18 protein-coding genes are annotated in these 18,355 nt (G+C 61.1%); 2 read left to right on the top strand and 16 right to left on the bottom strand.

Going from position 1 to position 18,355, the window contains the following annotated elements; genetic code table 11:
• Positions 1 to 2: 2 nt before the first annotated feature.
• Together ACR0KX_RS14235 and pdeM are read left to right on the top strand one after the other, a co-directional pair.
• Positions 3 to 2,414, top strand: a complete 2,412-nt coding sequence (locus ACR0KX_RS14235) for a ligase-associated DNA damage response DEXH box helicase (RefSeq protein ID WP_480708534.1) — start codon at positions 3 to 5, stop codon at positions 2,412 to 2,414.
• A 41-nt stretch (positions 2,415 to 2,455) separates the two neighbouring features.
• Positions 2,456 to 3,118, top strand: coding sequence for a ligase-associated DNA damage response endonuclease PdeM (pdeM, locus tag ACR0KX_RS14230; protein WP_480708533.1), 663 nt, complete (start codon positions 2,456 to 2,458; stop codon positions 3,116 to 3,118).
• A 2-nt stretch (positions 3,119 to 3,120) separates the two neighbouring features.
• Here the strand turns inward: pdeM and ACR0KX_RS14225 are convergent, their stop codons facing one another.
• The 16 genes from ACR0KX_RS14225 to ruvB form a co-directional block, all read right to left on the bottom strand.
• Entirely contained in the window at positions 3,121 to 3,864 is a 744-nt protein-coding gene (locus tag ACR0KX_RS14225; RefSeq protein WP_170520564.1) for a LytTR family DNA-binding domain-containing protein, read from the bottom strand.
• A 206-nt stretch (positions 3,865 to 4,070) separates the two neighbouring features.
• Entirely contained in the window at positions 4,071 to 4,961 is an 891-nt protein-coding gene (gene folD, locus ACR0KX_RS14220; protein WP_170454281.1) for a bifunctional methylenetetrahydrofolate dehydrogenase/methenyltetrahydrofolate cyclohydrolase FolD, read from the bottom strand.
• A 51-nt stretch (positions 4,962 to 5,012) separates the two neighbouring features.
• Positions 5,013 to 5,318, bottom strand: a complete 306-nt coding sequence (locus tag ACR0KX_RS14215) for a chorismate mutase (protein ID WP_170454283.1) — start codon at positions 5,316 to 5,318, stop codon at positions 5,013 to 5,015.
• A gap of 57 nt (positions 5,319 to 5,375) precedes the next feature.
• Positions 5,376 to 7,052, bottom strand: a complete 1,677-nt coding sequence (locus ACR0KX_RS14210) for a formate--tetrahydrofolate ligase (protein WP_170623747.1) — start codon at positions 7,050 to 7,052, stop codon at positions 5,376 to 5,378.
• A gap of 165 nt (positions 7,053 to 7,217) precedes the next feature.
• Positions 7,218 to 7,793, bottom strand: coding sequence for an MOSC domain-containing protein (locus ACR0KX_RS14205; protein WP_170623749.1), 576 nt, complete (start codon positions 7,791 to 7,793; stop codon positions 7,218 to 7,220).
• 96 nt (positions 7,794 to 7,889) lie between these two features.
• A complete protein-coding gene (gene ftsH, locus ACR0KX_RS14200; RefSeq protein ID WP_170623751.1) occupies positions 7,890 to 9,806 on the bottom strand; it encodes an ATP-dependent zinc metalloprotease FtsH in 1,917 nt (638 codons plus the stop codon).
• 76 nt (positions 9,807 to 9,882) lie between these two features.
• The gene (tilS, locus tag ACR0KX_RS14195) at positions 9,883 to 11,142 is read right to left on the bottom strand and encodes a tRNA lysidine(34) synthetase TilS (RefSeq protein WP_480708532.1); all 1,260 of its coding nucleotides are present in this window, start codon (positions 11,140 to 11,142) and stop codon (positions 9,883 to 9,885) included.
• A complete protein-coding gene (ybgF, locus tag ACR0KX_RS14190; RefSeq protein WP_170623753.1) occupies positions 11,133 to 11,957 on the bottom strand; it encodes a tol-pal system protein YbgF in 825 nt (274 codons plus the stop codon). The genes tilS and ybgF overlap by 10 nt, the downstream gene beginning before the upstream one ends.
• A 4-nt stretch (positions 11,958 to 11,961) precedes the next feature.
• On the bottom strand, positions 11,962 to 12,471 hold the full coding sequence (gene pal, locus ACR0KX_RS14185) for a peptidoglycan-associated lipoprotein Pal (protein WP_170454291.1): 510 nt from the start codon (positions 12,469 to 12,471) through the stop codon (positions 11,962 to 11,964).
• 84 nt (positions 12,472 to 12,555) lie between these two features.
• Positions 12,556 to 13,875 (bottom strand): Tol-Pal system beta propeller repeat protein TolB, encoded by a 1,320-nt coding sequence (tolB, locus tag ACR0KX_RS14180; protein ID WP_170623757.1) that lies wholly within the window; start codon positions 13,873 to 13,875, stop codon positions 12,556 to 12,558.
• The gene (locus ACR0KX_RS14175; protein WP_170454295.1) at positions 13,872 to 14,969 is read right to left on the bottom strand and encodes an energy transducer TonB family protein; all 1,098 of its coding nucleotides are present in this window, start codon (positions 14,967 to 14,969) and stop codon (positions 13,872 to 13,874) included. Before ACR0KX_RS14175 ends, tolB begins: the two co-directional genes overlap by 4 nt.
• Positions 14,970 to 14,984: 15 nt before the next feature.
• Complete coding sequence (gene tolR, locus ACR0KX_RS14170) at positions 14,985 to 15,455, bottom strand: protein TolR (RefSeq protein ID WP_170520550.1); 471 nt, start codon at positions 15,453 to 15,455, stop codon at positions 14,985 to 14,987.
• Between the two features lie 3 nt (positions 15,456 to 15,458).
• Positions 15,459 to 16,154: a protein TolQ gene (tolQ, locus tag ACR0KX_RS14165; RefSeq protein WP_170520548.1), complete on the bottom strand. Its 696-nt coding sequence runs from the start codon at positions 16,152 to 16,154 to the stop codon at positions 15,459 to 15,461.
• A gap of 110 nt (positions 16,155 to 16,264) precedes the next feature.
• The gene (gene ybgC, locus ACR0KX_RS14160) at positions 16,265 to 16,648 is read right to left on the bottom strand and encodes a tol-pal system-associated acyl-CoA thioesterase (protein ID WP_170454300.1); all 384 of its coding nucleotides are present in this window, start codon (positions 16,646 to 16,648) and stop codon (positions 16,265 to 16,267) included.
• Positions 16,645 to 17,268, bottom strand: a complete 624-nt coding sequence (locus ACR0KX_RS14155) for a hypothetical protein (RefSeq protein ID WP_480708547.1) — start codon at positions 17,266 to 17,268, stop codon at positions 16,645 to 16,647. Before ACR0KX_RS14155 ends, ybgC begins: the two co-directional genes overlap by 4 nt.
• A gap of 63 nt (positions 17,269 to 17,331) precedes the next feature.
• Positions 17,332 to 18,351, bottom strand: coding sequence for a Holliday junction branch migration DNA helicase RuvB (ruvB, locus tag ACR0KX_RS14150; protein WP_480708531.1), 1,020 nt, complete (start codon positions 18,349 to 18,351; stop codon positions 17,332 to 17,334).
• Between the last annotated feature and the right edge of the window lie 4 nt (positions 18,352 to 18,355).

Below are 18,355 nucleotides of genomic sequence, written 5' to 3'. Positions count from 1 at the left end.
CCATGACGCAGATTCCCGTGCCGATCAGCGATTGGTTCAATACCAAAGGCTGGTCGATCCATCCCCATCAACAAGAAATGTTCGACCAGGCGCAGGACCCGGCCACGTTGCTGATCGCACCCACGGGGGGAGGGAAGACGATGGCCGGGTTTCTGCCTTCTCTGGCGGAGCTGGCCGATGGCGCGCGGACCGGGCTGCACACGATCTATGTTTCGCCGTTGAAAGCACTTGCAGCGGATATCAAACGCAACCTGCGCACTCCGGTGGATGAGATTGGCCTGCCCATCCGCATCGAAGACCGAACCGGCGATACCTCGGCCACGCAAAAGAAACGTCAGCGCGCTGACCCTCCGCATATTCTGCTGACAACGCCTGAAAGTCTGGCCCTGCTGACCTCTTACGAGGACGCCCCGCGCATGTTTGATGGGGTGCAGAGGGTGATCGTGGATGAAATCCATGCCCTTGCCGAAAGCAAACGTGGGGATCAGTTGATGCTGGCGCTGGCACGGTTGCAAACCCTCTGCCCCGATCTGCGTCGCGTCGGCCTGTCGGCGACGGTCGAAGACCCCGAAGGGATCGCCCGCTTTCTGGCGCGGCACCCGGACCCTTGCTGTATCATTCAGGCCGACCCCGGCCCTGACCCCGACATCGCGATGCTGGCAACCGAGGAAATGCCCCCGTGGTCGGGTGGCGGCGCGGCTTATGCGATCCCGGCAGTGCTGGAGCAGGTCCGGCGGCACAAGACCACGCTGATCTTTCACAATACCCGCGCGCAGGCCGAGATTTTCTTTCACAATCTGTGGCTTGCAAATGACGAAGGCCTGCCCATCGGCATCCATCACGGCAGTCTGGACCGTCAGCAGCGTGAACGGGTCGAGGCCGCCATGGTGCGTGGTGATCTGCGGGCCATCGTCTGCACCGGCTCTTTGGATCTGGGCATCGACTGGGGGGATGTCGATCTGGTCATCCAGATCGGTGCGCCCAAGAACGTCAAGCGATTGGTGCAGCGGATCGGGCGGGCGAACCACCGCTACAACGCGCCGTCCAAGGCCCTTTTGGTGCCTGCCAACCGGTTCGAAGTGGTGGAATGCGTCGCCGCGTTAGAGGCTGCAAAAGCGCATGAACTGGATGGCGAGCCACGCGGCGCAGGCCCCCGAGATGTGCTCTGCCAGCATATCCTGATTGCTGCGGCGGCGGGACCGTTCGAGGCTGACGCACTGTTCACGGAAATGACCTCAGCCGGGCCATTTGCCGATCTGACCCGTCCGGAGTTTGACGCGTGTCTGGAGTTCTGCGCAACCGGTGGCTATGCCCTGCGCGCCTATGACCGCTGGCAGCGGCTGCTGCAGCGTCCCGATAGGCTGTGGCAGTTGCGCGACCCCCGCGCCGCCGCGCGCATCCGTATGAACCTTGGGACGATTCAGGACACCGACACCCTGAAAGTGCGCCTGAAACGCAACCGCGGCGGCAAGCCACTGGGCGAGGTCGAGGAAGGCTTTGCCGCCTCGCTCACGCCCGGAGACACCTTCCTGATCGGTGGTCAGATCGTGCGCTATGAGGGCCTGCGCGAGATGGTTGTCGAGGTCAGCCGCCGGGCCGACAAAAAGCCCAAGATCGCCACTTTCATGGGGACGAAATTCGCCACCTCGACCCAGCTGAGCGACCGTATTCTGCGCATGTTCGCCCAACCCGACTGGCCGCAACTGCCCCGCCACACCGCCGACTGGCTGGCCCTGCAGCGGGACATGTCCCGCCTGCCCCAGCGCGACCGCCTGCTGATCGAAAGCTTTCCCAGCGACGGGCGCGAGCATCTGTGCGTCTACGGCTTTGCAGGGCGCAATGCGCAGCAGACGCTCGGCCTGCTGTTGACCAAACGGATGGAGGAGACGGGTCTGGCCCCCCTTGGCTTTGTCGCGACGGATTATGCCACCCTGATCTGGGGTCTGGATGCGGTCACGGACCCCAGCCCGCTGTTCCGTCTGGACGCGCTGCGGCAGGGGTTGGACACGTGGCTGGCGGGAAATGCCGTCATGAAACGAACCTTCCGCGCCTCGGCCACAATAGCTGGTCTGATCGAGCGCAACACGGGCGGGCAACGCAAAAGCGGGCGGCAGGCGACGTTTTCATCGGACATCCTGTATGACACGCTGCTGAAATACGACCCGGACCACCTGTTGATGCAAATCACCCGCGAAGAAGCCATGCGCGGTCTGGTCGATTTTGGCCGGATCGAAGCGATGATCGCGCGTATCGGCGACCGGATTGATCTGATGCGCCTTGATCGGGTTTCACCGCTGGCAGCACCGCTGTTTCTGGAAGTCGGCAAAATCCCGGTCAAAGGCGCGGCCGAGGAACGCTTGCTGGCAGAGGAAAGCGCCCGTCTGCTGGAAGCCGCCGGGCTGGACAATCTGTAAAATACCTTGCGTGCAACACTGAAACATATAATGAACTTACCATGAACAAACTGGGATTTTCCTTTTGCAGCGCGGATCTTTTTGCCCTGCCCTCCGGCGCGCTCTGGTGGCCGGGGCAGAGCATGCTCTGCGTCTCGGACCTGCATCTGGGCAAGTCCGAAAGGATGGCGCGGCGCAGTGGATTGACCCTTCCGCCTTATGACAGCCGTGAAACGCTGGATCGGTTGTCGGCGGACCTTGACCGGACAGGGGGTGAGGTCGTGGTTTGTCTGGGCGACAGCTTTGACGATCTGGACGCTTCCAGCGCTTTGGCAGCGGATGAAAAGCTGCGAATAGCGGCGCTGCAAGCTGGTCGACGTTGGATTTGGATCGAAGGCAATCACGATCCGGGACCGATCGAGCTGGGCGGCGCACATCTGTCTGAATGGACCTGCGGGCCGCTTGTCTTTCGCCACATCGCACAACCCGACGCAACAGGCGAGGTTTCAGGGCATTTTCACCCCAAAGCGCGTTTGACGCTCAGGGGCAGGTCGATTTCCCGGCCTGCCTTCCTGCTGGACCACGCCCGGCTGATCCTGCCAGCCTACGGCACCTATACCGGCGGGCTGCGCAGCACAGATCATGTTCTGACGACGCTATTGGGACCTCGGGCCAAGGCCATTCTGACCGGCCCAACCCCTCAGATGGTGCCGATGCCACGTTAGGCTCAGATCAGCCCGTCCTCTTCCAGCATGGGCTTGTACTTGCGGCTGACGGGCACGAGATCGCCATTGACCAGTCGCAGGAAGGTTTTGCCCTCGGCCTTCTCGACACCCATGATCGACGCGTCCGTAACCCAATGCGAGCGATGCGAGCAATGGCCCGGTACAGGCTCCATTTCATCGATGGCGTCTGTCAGTCGGGATCGAATTGTGAAAGTCCCCTCAGAGGTGACGACATCCACGTTGTGGTCCTTCACGGTCAGGCGGAAAATCTTGCCTTCGAACCCGGCGGGCAACCGTCGGACCAGTCGCGGCTGGACAGGTTTTTCTTCGACCTCCCGCGTATGCAGATCACCGCGGCGGACCAGCACAAGACCTGCGGCGAACAGGATGCCGTAGACGGCGACCGCATGCGCCTCGGGCGCCATCTTGCCGATACAGGTGAAACACACCCAGGCCAGCAACCACAACATCGGCGTCAGCAAAGCCAGCATCACGGTGGCAAAAGCAAGATCACGCCACGGCAGTTTGACCAGCACCAATTTGTCACGCAGCAGTTTCCGGGCAGTCCATGTCGCGCTGAGCGCGATGATCATCACACCGACCCAGAACACAAGGCGCAGACCGAACGGCAATTCCCCGTCCATGAAGGGCGGAAACACATAAGCCAGCAATGGTAGAAAAACGAGCGCCGCGACGATGCGCTGAGGGCTTAGAACAGTTCTGATCTCACTGACTTCGATATTCATACGTATTCCGAGCGCAATTTCCCGCGTCACACAAACACTTGCCCGGAAAACTGCGGTCTTACTTAGTAACCACTTGGAATATCGGACATATCACGAAATCGAATACAAGCAAACCCATTCAAAGAAATGCCCTGCCCCCGGATATAGGGGACAGGGCATCTTGAATATTCCGGGTTATGGCACAGGGTGCACCCGCGCCAGCAGGATCAGGCGGTCAGACCTTCGGGTTCCGGCAGACCGTTGGCGCGGCAGCACGCGGTCAGTGTGTTGGCCAGGAGGCAGGCAATGGTCATCGGGCCGACGCCCCCCGGAACCGGAGTGATCGCGCCTGCGCGCTCAGCCGCGCTGGCATAATCCACGTCGCCCACCAGCTTGTTCTTGCCGTCACGTTCGATGCGGTTAATGCCCACGTCGATCACTGTGGCCCCTTCCTTGATCCAGTCGCCGGGCACCATCTCGGGGCGTCCCACCGCGGCCACGACGATATCGGCGCGGCGGACCACATCCGGCAGGTCCTTAGTGCGAGAATGCGCGATGGTCACGGTGCAGCTATCGCCCAGCAGCAGTTGCGCCATCGGTTTGCCGACGATGTTCGACCGCCCGATCACAACCGCATCCATCCCGGACAGCGAGCCATGGTGGTCGCGCAGCATCATCAGACAGCCCAGTGGCGTGCAGGGCACCATCGACTTCTGACCGGTCCCCAGCAGACCCACATTCGAGATGTGGAAGCCATCCACATCCTTGGCCGGATCGATCGAGTTGATCACCAGGTCTTCGTTCAGATGCCCCGGCAGCGGCAGTTGCACCAGAATGCCGTGCACCGCCGGATCATTGTTCAGCCTGTCGATCAGCGCCAGCAGATCCTCTTCCGAAGTGTCGGCCTCCAGCTTGTGCTCGTACGAGTTCATGCCGACCTCGACAGTCATCTTGCCCTTGGACCGCACATAGACCTGGCTTGCCGGGTCCTCGCCCACCAGCACCACCGCTAGACCGGGCGTGATGCCGTTTTCTTCTTTCAGCTTTGCGACCTGATCGGCGACCTGAGCGCGCACCTTGGCGGCAAAAGCCTTCCCGTCGATAACCTGGGCTACCATCCTGTGATCCCTTCTTTCAAAACGGATCGGGCGCAGGAAGCGCCCGGTTTCTCAGTCAGGGCCGAGCACGCGCTCTTCCCGCGCGATCGACCAGTCAATCAAAATGCGCCACAGCTTTTCGGCCAAATCCGGGTCCATGCCCAATTCGTCAGAGCTTGCGCGCACGCGCTGCACCACCTCTTCAACACGATCCGGGATACGGGCCGGCAGGCCCTCGGCCGGTTTCAACTGGGATGCGCGGTCGATATAGCCCGCGCGCGTCACCAGCAATTCGATCAGTTGGCGATCCAGCTTGTCGATCTGAACCCGCAACTCCGGCATCGAGTGACAGTCTTGCGGCAGTGTCAGAATGGACATTTTAATCTCCTGTGGTCCGGGGATACCCCCGAACCACGAGATGTATCATTCAGGCGCTTAGAACAAGCCCTCGATCTGGCCTTCGTCGTTGAGGCGAATCGTCTCAGCCGCGGGTTTGCGGGGCAGGCCGGGCATGGTCATGATCTCACCGCAGACAACCACGATGAAGCCCGCACCGGCGCTTAGCCGCACCTCGCGCACCGGAACCGAGTGGCCGGTAGGCGCGCCCCGCAGGGTCGGGTCGGTCGAGAACGAATACTGGGTTTTCGCCATGCAGACCGGGAGGTTGCCATAGCCCGCGTCTTCCCATTCGCGCAGCTGATTGCGGATCTTGTTGTCGGCCAGAACCTCGTCAGCGCGGTAGATGCGCTTGGCGATGGTTTCGATCTTTTCGAACAGCGGCATCTCGTCAGGATAGATCGGCGCGAAGTTCGCGGTGCCGCCCTCGACGATTTCGACCACTTTCTCGGCCAGCGGAGCCGAGCCTTCGGACCCCAGTTCCCAGTGACGTGACAGAACCGCCTCGACCCCGTGATCGCCGCAATAGTCTTTCACGGCCTTTACTTCGGCATCGGTGTCGGTGACAAAGTGGTTGATGGCGACCACAACCGGAACACCGAACGATTTCACGTTTTCGATGTGACGGCCCAGGTTGGCGCAGCCCGATTTCACGGCATCAACATTCTCGGCACCCAGATCAGCCTTGGCCACGCCGCCGTTCATCTTCATCGCGCGCACGGTGGCAACCAGCACCACAGCCGACGGAGCGATGCCCGCTTTGCGGCACTTGATGTTCATGAACTTCTCGGCACCCAGATCGGCCCCGAAACCCGCTTCGGTCACGACATAGTCTGCGACTTTCAGAGCGGTCTTGGTCGCGATGACCGAGTTACAGCCGTGTGCGATGTTCGCGAACGGGCCACCGTGGACAAAGGCCGGGTTGTTTTCCAGCGTCTGCACCAGGTTCGGCTGCATTGCGTCCTTCAGCAGCACGGTCATTGCGCCCTCGGCCTTGATATCGCGGCAGTAGACCGGGGTCTTGTCGCGGCGGTAGGCGACGATGATGTCACCCAGACGCTTTTCCAGATCCTTCAGGTCGTTTGCCAGACACAGGATCGCCATAACCTCAGAGGCCACGGTAATATCAAAACCGGCCTCACGCGGGAAACCGTTGCTGACGCCGCCCAGAGACGCCGTGATCTGACGCAGGGCACGGTCGTTCATGTCGACCACGCGACGCCATGCAACGCGACGGGTGTCGATCTCGGCCTCGTTACCCCAATAGATGTGGTTGTCGATCATCGCCGACAGCAGGCTGTGCGCGCTGGTGATCGCGTGGAAGTCGCCGGTGAAGTGCAGGTTCATTTCCTCCATCGGAACAACCTGCGCATACCCGCCACCTGCAGCGCCGCCCTTCATGCCGAAGTTCGGGCCGAGCGAGGCCTCACGGATACAGATCATCGCGTTCTTGCCGATGCGGTTCAGACCGTCACCCAGCCCCACAGTGGTCGTGGTCTTACCCTCACCTGCCGGGGTTGGGTTGATCGCGGTTACAAGGATCAGCTTGCCGTCTTCACGGTCCTGCACCGAGTTGATGAAGTCCTGGCTGACTTTCGCCTTGTCGTGGCCATAGGGCAGCAGATCGGCGGAATCGATGCCGATCTTGGCGCCGATTTCCTGAATCGGCTTCTTGTTCGCTTCGCGGGCGATTTCGATGTCGGATTTGTAGCTCATTGGCCAGGGTCCCTGATTGAATGCCTTGCAAAACCGACGCAGCGCGTCGGCGCTGTGCAACCCATACAGTCGTACACAATTCCGATGGCTATGGATTCCGACATATTCATGCCGCGAAACGGCGTCGCCGGATATCGTGAGTTTCAAATCGGAAACGAATGGGCCTTATGGCTGCCAGATTGGCTGATCAGGGACAAACAATCGCAATTTGTCGCCAATTCGCAGGGAACCGGGTCGTTCGACCCAACCCGTCACCCCGCGCCGCCCTTTGGCTGCGGGTTTGAAGGCGGCACCGTGACCGCTGTGATCCTGTTCAATCTCACGCCCCGGCAGAACGCAGGGGGCGTTTTCCATATCCACGGTGATCGTCGCACCGTTGTCGGCCTGCAAACGCGAGGATGGGGGAACATGTGAAAAATCGGGAATACCCTTCACGACAATCGACGCCCCAAGGTACGACGGATCGAGATCATCCACCCCCATCTCAGTCGCGATCCCGGCCAATTCCTCGGCTGACAGGACCGACAGCTGCCTGACGTTCCTGATCTCGGTGCCCTGCGGATACAGGTTCTTGACGCGCACGCAGGACGCCCGGTTAAGCCCTTCATGCCGTTCGCCGCGCACACCTTCGAAATCTAGCTTCAAGGTTTCAACCGGCTCAGCCCGCAACGACTGCCCCGCCGGTACATGGCCCAGCCAGATCACTTCGCCTGCGTATTCGGTTTCGCGCAAAAACGGCATGGGCCTTCCCTTCTTATCAGCGTCCTTGCGCGCATAATGCCCAGCACCGACCTGATGAAAAGAAAAAACCCGTAGGCTGGCTCCGGGTTTTTTTGTTTATGCAGTCGGCTCAGGTTCCATCCCACCTTCGGGCGGAGATTTCTTCGGCTTGGTCTTGGGAATGGCCGTAACGCTGGGCGCGCTGCCCTCATCCGGCTTGTCGCCTTCGTCGTCGCCTTCGGTGGGCGACTCGCCATTCATGACGCGCTTGATCTCATCGCCGGTCAGGGTTTCGTATTCCAGCAGCCCCTGCGCCAGACGTTCCCAAGCCTCGTTCTTGTCGGTCAGGATTTTATGTGCGCGCTCATAGCCTTGCTGGATCAGGCGCTTCACCTCTTCCTCGATCAGCTCTTTGGTGTGCGCAGAAACCGAGAAACCGGCGGTGTTGCCCTGATAGCCTTCATGCGCTTCGGCATAGTCGATATTGCCGACCTTGTCCGACATGCCCCAGCGCATCACCATCGCGCGGGCCAGTTGGCTGGCCTGCATGATGTCGCCCGCCGGACCGTTCGAGACGTGATCTTCACCGTATTTGATGACCTCAGCAGCTTTACCGGCCATGGTCATGGCCAGCTTCTGCTCACACTCATCGCGGTGATAGTTCAAACGGTCCATTTCCGGCAGAGACACAACCATACCCAGCGCACCACCGCGCGGAATGATCGTCGCCTTATAGACCGGATCGCACAGCGGCAGTTCAAGACCGACCACAGCGTGACCAGCCTCGTGATAGGCGGTCTTTTCCTTCTGGTCCTGGGTCAGCACCATCGAGCGGCGCTCGGCCCCCATCATCACCTTGTCTTTCGCGTTCTCGAAATCCTCCATGGTGACAAAGCGGCGACCCACACGTGCGGCCATCAACGCGGCCTCGTTCACGAGGTTTGCCAGATCGGCACCCGAGAACCCCGGCGTCCCGCGCGCGATGATGCGCAGATCGACATCGGGGCCCAAGGGGGTCTTGCGCGCGTGCACGCCCAGAATTTTCTCACGGCCTTTGATATCGGGGTTGCCAACGGTCACGTTCCGGTCAAACCGGCCCGGACGCAGCAGCGCGGGGTCCAACACGTCTTTACGGTTGGTCGCGGCCAGAATGATCACGCCTTCATTGGCCTCGAACCCGTCCATCTCGACCAGCAACTGGTTGAGGGTCTGTTCGCGTTCGTCGTTGCCACCGCCATAGCCTGCGCCACGATGGCGACCCACGGCGTCGATCTCATCGATGAACACGATACAAGGCGCGTTTTTCTTGGCCTGCTCGAACATATCGCGCACGCGCGAGGCACCGACACCCACAAACATTTCAACGAAATCCGAGCCCGAAATGGTGAAGAACGGCACGCCCGCCTCACCCGCAATGGCACGGGCCAGCAGCGTCTTACCGGTACCCGGAGGGCCAACCAGCAGCGCGCCCTTGGGAATCTTGCCGCCAAGACGGCTGAATTTCTGCGGGTTGCGCAGGAACTCGACGATTTCTTCCAGCTCTTCCTTGGCCTCGTCGATACCCGCCACGTCGTCAAAGGTCACGCGGCCATGCTTTTCAGTCAGCATCTTGGCCTTGGACTTGCCAAAGCCCATCGCGCCACCTTTGCCGCCCCCCTGCATCCGGTTCATGAAATAGACCCAGACACCGATCAGAAGAAGGAAGGGCAACAGCGTGATCAGGAACGACTGGAAACCCGATTGCTGCTGTTTCTCAGCGCGTACGGGGATGTTTTCGTCGATCAGCAGTTTGGTGACCTCGGCATCGCCGGGTTTGATCGTCACGAATGTCCCGCCGGTTTCTGTGGTATAGCGAATCTGTTCACCGTCCAGCGTCACATTCTTGACCTCACCGTTCTGCACGGCGCTGACAAAGTCGGAATAGGTTCGTTCATTGCTCTGAAGTGTTCCGCCTGGTCCGCTGAACAGATTGAACAGTGCAAGGATCAGCAAGAACAGAACGACCCAGAAGGCGATATTGCGAGCGTTGCCCAAGGAAATTCTCCCAAAAGATATCAGCAGATGGGGATCTGCCGGGTTGTCTCTTAAAATAGAGAGGATTGTGGCAGGTTCAATGCGATAAAAAAGAAGCGTAGAACTCGGGCCAGTCTGTCGCGGGCTTTGCGACCCACCCGTTTGGGAAACCTGCCAGAGGGGCCGCGCACAGGTCACCCCCGCGCCAGACCGCTGGCGAGGACTGCAACGCAAGGCGCGGGCGACCGGTCACGCGCCAATCCGGCAGCAACGCCAGACCGGCCTCACCTAATGCGCGAATTTCTACGCCTTGGGGTGCGGGGCCAGTCAGGACCCAGCGACCGTCCCAACTGTCTGACGGGGTTGATGAGAGGTTGCAGACGGCCTGAAACTCTCTGCAAATCCAAGTATTCCCGCCCCTTGGCACCAGCAGGCAGCCGTTCAACGACCCCGCCTGCCCGCTTTGCAAGGCGTCAATGGCCTGATCCACGGCCGTTTGGCGCGGTGGGTAACCGGGTCCGGAAATCCAGGCGACTATGCCAATCAATACGCGCCGCTGGATTTCAGCGGGCAGCGCGGCAAACACCGACCGATCAAGACACACGTCCCCGTCAACAACTGTGGTGGTCTTGCGGGCGGAATCCTGCGCATAAAGCGCCAGTGCCTCACGCGCTTGTGCAAGATTTTTTGCCACACGCGAGAGGGATTCCGCCGTAATGCCCAGCGTGTCTAACCCGGCCAAAGCCTCACGCGCCTTGATCCGGTCGAACCGGCTGTCCTGATTCGATGGGTCTTCGATCCATGTGACACCCATTTGAGTCAGGTGATCTCGCAAGCGTTGACGTGTGATCCCCAGCATGGGCCGGATCATTTCGATGCCGTCCCGATGATGCGATACAGGCATCGCTGCCAAACCGGTGACACCAGCGGCGCGACCCAGTCGCATCAGCACGGTTTCCGCCTGATCATCCGCCGTGTGACCCAAGGCAATAATCGGAATCTCATTCTGCCGCGCCCAGTCGGTCAGCAGCGCATAGCGCGCCTGACGCGCCTGATCCTGCAGATTGCCCTTGCCGCCCCAACCTTGCCATTTCAGAACGTCGTGTCGAAGGCTAAGTTCAGCCGCCTGCCCTGCAACCAGCCGGGCCTCTTGCGCGGCTTCTGGGCGCAGGCCGTGATCCACGGTGGCGACGCTTAGGTTAACACCCTCGGTCTTCGCAATCTCCGCCAGCAGATGCATCAACGCCACCGAGTCGCCCCCGCCCGAGACGGCAACGCCCAGCCGTTGCGGCAACCGTTCAGGCAGCCGCGCGCGAATCTCGGATGTCAGGCTGGTGGGGGTCTTGTTCAAGAACACCCCAAGGTGGCCATTTCCTGCGTGGCGCTTGCCGCCGGGCCAGAGGAGGGGAAGCGCACTCCGACCTCGCTGAGTGTTATGCAAGCCTGTTCGGTCTGGCCCAAACGGCCAAGCGCCGCGCCAAGTTCGAACAGAGCATCGGGCGCAACGGCCCCCTCGGAATCCCCGGTGAAGCTGGCCAGAAACGCCCGCGCCGCCTCGCGCGTGTCACCTAGACCTTCCAGCGCCTGTCCACGTTTTAGATGCGCTTCGGGGGCCAAAGGACTACCGGGGTACGAGGTATCAAACTGTGCAAACATCGTCGCGGCGGTCTGGAAATCGCCATCGGCCAGCGCTTGCGAGGCATCGTCGAAATCGGCCCGCTCACCCACCGCCAGTTCACCTTGGTCCGAGGTATTGGGCTGCGTGGGCGCAGGGGTGATCGCGGCGGTCGTCTCAGTATCTCCGCCCAGCGTTGACGTCTCTCCCAAAGTGGACAGATCGCCGCCTTCCAGTTCGACCAATCGGAACTCAAGATCCCCGATCCGGTTGGTTCCATCGGTTACGATATTCTGCACCCGCTGGTTCAACTGCTCGGTCTGACGCGTCAGCCGCTGCAACTCGGCCTCAATCGCGTCTACGCGTTCAAGGACCGAACTACCGGACAGGTTTGGCGCGGGCGAGCCGGTGGTCGAAAACTCGCGCTTCAGGCGCTGTATTTCCACATGCAGCACCGTCAGTTCCTGCCTGATATCCGCCAGTGTCTGCTGATCCTGCGCTTGTGCGACGCCCGCCGTTGCAACAACTGCGGCCAAAACCCATCCTGCAAGTCTCATCGTCTTACCCCAAGGTTGAACCGGTCAGCACCGTCACCGCGCGGCGGTTTTTGGAATAGCAATCCTCGGTGCTGCAAATCTCGATCGGGCGTTCTTTGCCGTAGCTGACGGTCGTCAGACGGTTGCCCGCCACGCCGCGCGAAATCAGGAACTCACGCGCTGCATTCGCCCGCCGTGCGCCCAGTGCCAAGTTATATTCGCGTGTGCCTTGCTCGTCCGCGTGCCCTTCGATTGTGGCCACGTAGTCCGGGTTGGCCAGCAGCCAATCCGCCTGCCCTTGCAATACCGTTTGCGCCTGTGGCGACAGGGTCGACTGATCCACCGCAAACAACACCCGATCCCCAACCGTCTGCTGGAAATACGCAGGCGAGCGTGGATCACTTGGCGAACCCGGTACAAGCGCGCCACCAGCACCGCCCGAGCCGAAGCCCCCCAAATCCGAAGGATCATTGCTGGTGCAGGCCGCAACGACGCTCAGCGCGCCCACGGCCAGGATTTTGCCCAATACGTTCATCTCATGTGCCTCGTCGTTTTGTTTATTGCCGCCTGTCTATCACAGAGACGGTTTCTTGTGAACTTTGCCGCGCCTCTGCGGCGATCAATTCTGCAACGGCCCCCAGGACGGGTCGCTGCCCCCATCCGGCGTGCGCACCGGGCGCAGGTTCCGACCCGAGATATCCACGGAATAGAGCGTCGCCCGACCGCTTGCACCCTGCGTTTCGCGGGTGAACATGATGACGCGCCCGTTCGGCGACCATGTTGGACCCTCATCCAGGAAAGAGGATGTCAGCAGCCGTTCCTCATCCCCATTGGTGCGCATCACACCGATATGGAACCGGCCTTTGTTTTGCTTGGTGAACGCGATCAGGTCACCGCGCGGGGACCAGACGGGCGTGCCATAACGACCCTGACCAAAGCTGATCCGCGTCGCCTCACCGCCATTAGCGGGCATGACATACAGCTGAGGCGTCCCCGAACGGTCGCTTTCAAAAACGATCTGGCTGCCGTCCGGCGAATAACTGGGGGCAGTTTCAATGGCAGGTGTGTTGGTCAGGCGTGTGCTTTGGCCCGAGGCCAGATCCATTTTCCACAAGTCAGTATTCCCGCCTTGGATCAGCGAATAGACAATCGACCGCCCATCCGGCGAGAAGCGGGGCGAGAAGCTCATGGTGCCGCCCTGCGTGTTCAACTCCTGCTGCCGAACGCTGCCCACGTCCAGCACGTAAATGCGCGGGCTGCCGGTTTCGTAACTGGTATAAAGCAGCCGGTCCCCGGTCGGCGAAAAGCGCGGGGCGAGAACGATGGCGGAACTGTCGGTCAGGTACTGAACATTCGCCCCGTCGTAATCCATGATCGCCAACCGCTTGAGGCGCTGATCCTTGGGGCCGCTTTCCGACACAAACGCAACACGGCTGTCGAAATACCCGCCCTCGCCGGTAATCCGGCTGTAGACCTGATCGGCCACCTTATGCGCCATCCGCCGCCACCCGTCGGTGGTTCCGGCCAGTTGCAGACCGTTGCCCAACTCCTGCCCCGAGAACACATCCCACACCCGGAACCGGACCGTCAGACGCTTGCCCGAGACATTCACCGCCCCGGTCACCAGCGCCTGCGCGTTGATCGCTTTCCAGTCCACGAACTGGACCGGCGCATCAAAGCTGCTGACACGGCTGATGAACGCGTCCGAAGAGATTTCACGGAACAGCCCCGTTCCAGTCAGATCAGCCGCGACGATCCGCGAAATATCAATTGCATATTGCGACGCCGAAGGCCCGTCGGGCACGAAATTCGGAACCGCAAAGGGCAAGGGTTCGATGATCCCTTCGTCAATTTCCAGACGCAACGGCCCGCTTTGCGCGTATACCGGGGCCGACATCAGGGTCAGACCAAGGAAGAGGCTGGTCAGAAGTTTCATCATTTGATCCGCATCCTCTCGGGATTGAATGTAATCTCAATATCCTGCCACTGATCGTATTTGTCAGCAGGCAGATCGTATCCACGCGCGCCACAGCGCAAAATTGCACGCCTTGCCGCCTGATAAGCCTGATTTTCAGCACCCGCAGACCCGCCAGAGCTGTCCAGCAGCCGAACGCTGCCCCCAATAACCGTTCCATCAGGGTTGAGCGAAAAGCCGACGACCACAACCACATTCAGCGCGTCGGTCGACAACGACCCGACATTCCAGCACTGGGACACCGCCACGCGCATGGCGTCTTTCTCGCCACTGGTCAGCGGCGGGCCGGACGGTTCGCTGCCTCCGCCCAAGGCTTCGGCCAAGGCGTCATTGATGGCATCATCATTGGTTTGCGCCGGGGCTTCCGGCTCGGGATCCGGGGTTTCGGCGACCTCTGGTTGCGGCGCGGGCGCAGGGCGGTTCGGACGCACACGTGGACGGGGCGAGGTCAGCGGCGATTGCTCCTCGGTTTCCTCGGCCTCGGTCACGATCTCGGGCGCGGCCTCTTCCGGGGCGGTCTGATCCTGCTGTTCCTGCTGCGTCTCGGCTCCCTCGTCCAAGGACACTGGCGGCGTTTCCACCTCGTCCGGCTTGGCTTCGGGCGGCGGTGGCGCGATGGCTTCGGGCGCGACCCGCTCGGACGGGCTGGGCTGCGCCTCGGGGCCCGGCGGCAAGGGCAAGGCTGCCGTTTCCGGCTCGGTCAGGGTTGGCGGTTCTTCCGGCAACTCGGGCTCTGGCGGGATTTCAACCGTTTCCGGGACGGTCTCAGGTTCCGGCTCTGGCGGGGCCACGGGTTCCGGGCGCGGCTGTTCTTCCGGGGTCGCCTCGGGCGTGCTGGCCTCGATCTCGGGCTCCGGGGGTTGTTCCAAAGTGCCAGGCTGTTCCGGCACTTCCGGAGCATCCGTCTGCGCCTGAAGCGCCGCAAACTGCTCAGACGAAATCACGGACACATCCTGCACGGCCATCGGCAACGGCTCGGACCGGAAGGTGCCGCCGAACAGGGCCCAGCCGATCAGGCCGACATGCGCAATCGCCGAGATTTTGGTGCCGGTATCCACCGCGCAACCCCACCTTTACCCATCGTCCAGCGTCGGCCCGCCGGTATCCGTCACCAGACCCACATTCGAAAACCCGCCCGCGTTCAGCGCACCCATAACCTGCATGACCTGCGCGTAGGGGATCGCCCCATCCGCCCGCAGGAATACGCGGTCGCTGCTGCGCTCCGCCGCGATGGCGCGCAACCGTCCGACCAGTTCTTCCCGCAACACATCCGTGGTCTGGATCTGAACGCGCCCATCGGCTGTCAGGGTGACGGTCAGCGGCTCTTCACTGTCGCCGGGCAGCGCACTTGCGGCGGTTTTGGGCAGATCAACCGGCACACCAACTGTCAACAACGGGGCCGCCACCATAAAGATGATCAGCAAAACCAGCATGACATCGACAAAAGGCGTCACATTGATCTCGGCCATCGGCTGCGCGCGCCCACGCCGCCGTCCGCGTCGGCGCCCATTCCCGCCCGCAGGTTGCTGAACCGCCGCCCCCATGTCTCAGCTATCCAACTGACGCGACAGGATCGTCGCGAATTCATCGGCAAAGGCTTCGTAACCGCCTACAATCCGGTCACTATCCGCGCTGAGCTTGTTGTAGAAAATCACCGCCGGTATCGCAGCCAGCAGGCCCAAACCAGTGGCCAACAACGCCTCGGCAATCCCCGGAGCAACCACGGCGAGGTTGGTGTTCTGCTGCTCGGCAATCTCGATAAAGGCATTCATAATGCCCCAAACGGTTCCGAACAGGCCGATAAACGGAGCGGTCGAACCGACGGTGGCCAGAATGGGCAAGCCTTTTTGCAAGGTCTCAGCCTCTTTCGCGATGGCCACATCCATCGACCGGTCGATCCGCGCCGTCGCCCCGGCAATCAGCCCGCCATCGGTACGATGCGACCTGCGCCATTCGATCATCCCCGCTGCAAAAATCTTCTCGGAACTGCCATCGGGTTGCGAGCCGATCTGCTCGAACAACTCGTCCAGAGGGTTCCCGGACCAAAAGCTTTCATCAAACACCTGCGCCTCGCGCCGCGCGGCCCGGTAGTTGATGAGTTTCTGGATTATGATACCCCACGACCAGATCGATGCCCCGATCAGCATCAGCATCACCAGTTTGACGATAAAGGTCGCGCGGGCGTACAGCCCCCACATGGAGAAATCGATCTCCTGCGCCAGCGCCAGCGTTTCAGCTTCCATGAACCTGCTCTTTGTTTTTGCCTGACGGCCGTTCGTTTGGCCTTGTTTTGCCAAACGCTAACGCAGTTGGGGCTGAAAAGCCAACAGAACCACCCTTGCCCTACAAATTGTTACATCAATGCGCGAATCTCTGCCGGAAGGCGGATCGGCTTGCCGTCCTTGTTGATGCACACAGCGGTGACCGAGGCGCGGAATATCTCGGTCTCACCCCGCCGCACAAGCTGCGCCATGGTCAGGCGCACGCCCGATATGTCGGTCACTTCGGTTTCGACAATCAACTCATCATCGAACTTCGCAGGCGAAAGGTAATCGGCCTCGACCCGGCGCACGACCCAGACAATGCCTTCCTCGCGCATGGCGTTCTGGTCGTTGCCAAGATTGCGTACCCAATCCGAACGCGCGCGCTCGATAAACCGCAGGTAATTCGCGTGATAGACGACGCCGCCCATGTCGGTGTCTTCATAAAAAACGCGCACCGGGTAGATGTGTTTCATTGCGACGGCTCCAACCGGGCAAACAGCCTGAGCGCATGTGACACATCCTGCGCCGCCCCCGGCAAAACAGGATCATAAGCAGCCCGGATCAGCCCGGCAATGTCAGGCCGCAGGATCGTCGCCCCGCCCGCCACAGCCAAGGGCGACTGCGCGCGAAACGCGGTGTCGGACCACAGCAGGATGGTCTGCACCACTTGACTCAGCGCAAGGGTTTCCGCAGGCATCTTGGACAATTCCTTATCCATACGCAGGAACACAAAGGCCGCCCGGATCGCGCCATCTTCTTCAAACCTGAAAATCCGGTATTGATTGGCATCCGCGCCAACCAGACGCGCGACCAGAGGCCCAAGGTCGGGAACAAGACGATCCAGATCCGGCACCTCCAGCAGTTCTTGCCAGTCGCGAAAGAAGAACACCATGCAGTTGGCACCCAATTCAGGGTCGGTCTCGGCCATCTTGTGCCCGGCCAGCGTCACGATCGCCTCGAACGCACCCTTCACTGTTGCAAGCGTCTCATCCTCAACCCCAAAAACGATCGGCACGATGGGCCTCCCCCAACGCGCAAACAGAAACTCACCGCTTTCGCGCGTGAACAGCGCCTCGATCTCTTCTGGTGTCACACCCAACCCTTCTTCTTGTTTCAAATACGGCCGCCGGAGGCATAAAATCGAACGCGCGCCGCTTCAACCAAACAGATCGCTTTGACCCTTTGGTGCGGCCATCCCCAAATGCGTCCAGGCCTTCTGCGCCAACATCCGCCCGCGTGGCGTGCGCTGGATCAGGCCCTGCTGCAACAAATAGGGCTCGATCACCTCTTCCAGCGAATCCCGGCTTTCCGACAAAGCCGCTGACATTGTCTCAATCCCCACAGGCCCACCGCCGTAATTCTCGGCGATCAGTTTCAGATACCGCCGGTCCGCACCGTCCAGCCCCAGATGATCCACACCCAGCCGCGTTAGTGCTCCGTCAGCCAGTTCGCGGGTAATCCGCCCATCGCCTTCAACAATGGCGAAATCCACCACCCGCCGCAGCAACCGCCCCGCGATCCGAGGCGTCCCGCGTGACCGCCGCGCAATTTCGCGCGCGCCATCATCATCAGCGGGCGCGCCCAGCTTGCGGGCGTTTCGGGTTACGATCTCGTGCAACTCATCCACCGTATAGAACTGCAACCGCGTCGGGATTCCGAACCGATCCCGCAGCGGCGTCGTCAGCAGCCCCATCCGCGTCGTCGCCCCCACCAGTGTAAACGGCTGCAACTCGATCCGAACCGTCCGCGCAGCGGGGCCTTCGCCGATCACCAGATCCAGCTCAAAATCCTCCATCGCGGGATAAAGCACCTCTTCCACCGCAGGGTTCAGGCGGTGAATCTCATCGATAAACAGCACATCGCGCGCTTCGAGATTGGTCAGGATCGCCGCCAGATCGCCCGCCTTGGCCAAAACCGGGCCGGACGTCATGCGAAAGTTCACCCCCAACTCGCGCGCCATGATCTGCGCCAGAGTCGTTTTCCCAAGCCCCGGAGGCCCATGGAACAGCGTGTGGTCCATCGCCTCGCCGCGTTGCTTGGCGGATTGGATGAAAATGCGCAGGTTGGCCCGCGCCTCGGCCTGACCAATGAACTCATCCAGACCCTGCGGGCGCAGGGCACGGTCGTTATCCTCGGGCAACGGATCGGGGCGCAGGGTGGGATCAGCGTCTACCATTCAC

The sequence above is a fragment of the Ruegeria sp. BG5 genome, assembly GCF_056538425.1.
Note: the sequence above shows the minus strand (reverse complement) of the source record. Positions and strands in the feature narration are given on the sequence as shown.

Coding starts and splice junctions, on each gene's coding strand:
- ybgC (WP_170454300.1), bottom strand. CDS start 16,648: ATGAAACACATCTACCCGGTGCGCGTTTTTTATGAAGACACCGACATG.
- ruvB (WP_480708531.1), bottom strand. CDS start 18,351: ATGGTAGACGCTGATCCCACCCTGCGCCCCGATCCGTTGCCCGAGGAT.
- folD (WP_170454281.1), bottom strand. CDS start 4,961: ATGGTAGCCCAGGTTATCGACGGGAAGGCTTTTGCCGCCAAGGTGCGC.
- ACR0KX_RS14210 (WP_170623747.1), bottom strand. CDS start 7,052: ATGAGCTACAAATCCGACATCGAAATCGCCCGCGAAGCGAACAAGAAG.
- tolB (WP_170623757.1), bottom strand. CDS start 13,875: ATGATGAAACTTCTGACCAGCCTCTTCCTTGGTCTGACCCTGATGTCG.
- ybgF (WP_170623753.1), bottom strand. CDS start 11,957: ATGAGACTTGCAGGATGGGTTTTGGCCGCAGTTGTTGCAACGGCGGGC.
- tolR (WP_170520550.1), bottom strand. CDS start 15,455: ATGGGGGCGGCGGTTCAGCAACCTGCGGGCGGGAATGGGCGCCGACGC.
- pal (WP_170454291.1), bottom strand. CDS start 12,471: ATGAACGTATTGGGCAAAATCCTGGCCGTGGGCGCGCTGAGCGTCGTT.
- pdeM (WP_480708533.1), top strand. CDS start 2,456: ATGAACAAACTGGGATTTTCCTTTTGCAGCGCGGATCTTTTTGCCCTG.
- ACR0KX_RS14225 (WP_170520564.1), bottom strand. CDS start 3,864: ATGAATATCGAAGTCAGTGAGATCAGAACTGTTCTAAGCCCTCAGCGC.
- ACR0KX_RS14215 (WP_170454283.1), bottom strand. CDS start 5,318: ATGTCCATTCTGACACTGCCGCAAGACTGTCACTCGATGCCGGAGTTG.
- tolQ (WP_170520548.1), bottom strand. CDS start 16,154: ATGGAAGCTGAAACGCTGGCGCTGGCGCAGGAGATCGATTTCTCCATG.
- ACR0KX_RS14235 (WP_480708534.1), top strand. CDS start 3: ATGACGCAGATTCCCGTGCCGATCAGCGATTGGTTCAATACCAAAGGC.
- ACR0KX_RS14205 (WP_170623749.1), bottom strand. CDS start 7,793: ATGCCGTTTTTGCGCGAAACCGAATACGCAGGCGAAGTGATCTGGCTG.